This is a genomic window from Vibrio sp. 2132-1, assembly GCF_033344315.1.
On record NZ_JAWPON010000754.1, the window covers coordinates 1 to 542 of the forward strand.

1 protein-coding gene is annotated in these 542 nt (G+C 41.7%); it reads right to left on the reverse strand.

Features of this window, described 5'->3' with window-relative positions; all coding sequences use genetic code 11:
* The coding region (gene ilvY / locus R8N47_RS27795) for an HTH-type transcriptional activator IlvY (RefSeq protein ID WP_318186432.1) at positions 1 to 497 on the reverse strand (497 nt) is incomplete at its 3' end.
* Positions 498 to 542 lie beyond the last annotated feature (45 nt).

Below are 542 nucleotides of genomic sequence, written 5' to 3' on the forward strand. Positions count from 1 at the left end.
AGAGGGATTTCACTGATCGTTTCAAACGCGATTTTGTTTGGCATCTGCTCCGATTTGGCTGAGATGGCTATGTCGGCTTCATCTGCTAGTATTTTGTCGATTGCTTGAGCTGGGTCACCGGTTGATAGCTTAAATTCGATAAAAGGATGCTGAAGACGAAAATCGGAAATTAACTCTGGTAAATGGCTGTAGCTGGCGGTCACCGAACAAAAGAGACGGATTTCCCCCTTTAGCTCGCCTTCGGTTCCTTTTATATGGTTTTGATACTGTTGCCATTCACCAAGAATTTTTAACGCAACAGGCATTAATTTTTTGCCTTGGGTTGTCAGCTCTACACTGCGGTTATCGCGAACGAACAGCTGTTGATTTGTTTCTTCTTCCAATTTTTGTATTTGTCGACTGAGGGCAGAAGGACTGATGTGCATGGCTGCAGCGGTTTTGGCAAAACTTTTACTCTCACAGAGATGAATGAAAAGTTGCAGGCTTTTGATATTCATTAAATCTTCATTTCCATGTTGCATAAATTGCAATAAGTAATTGTG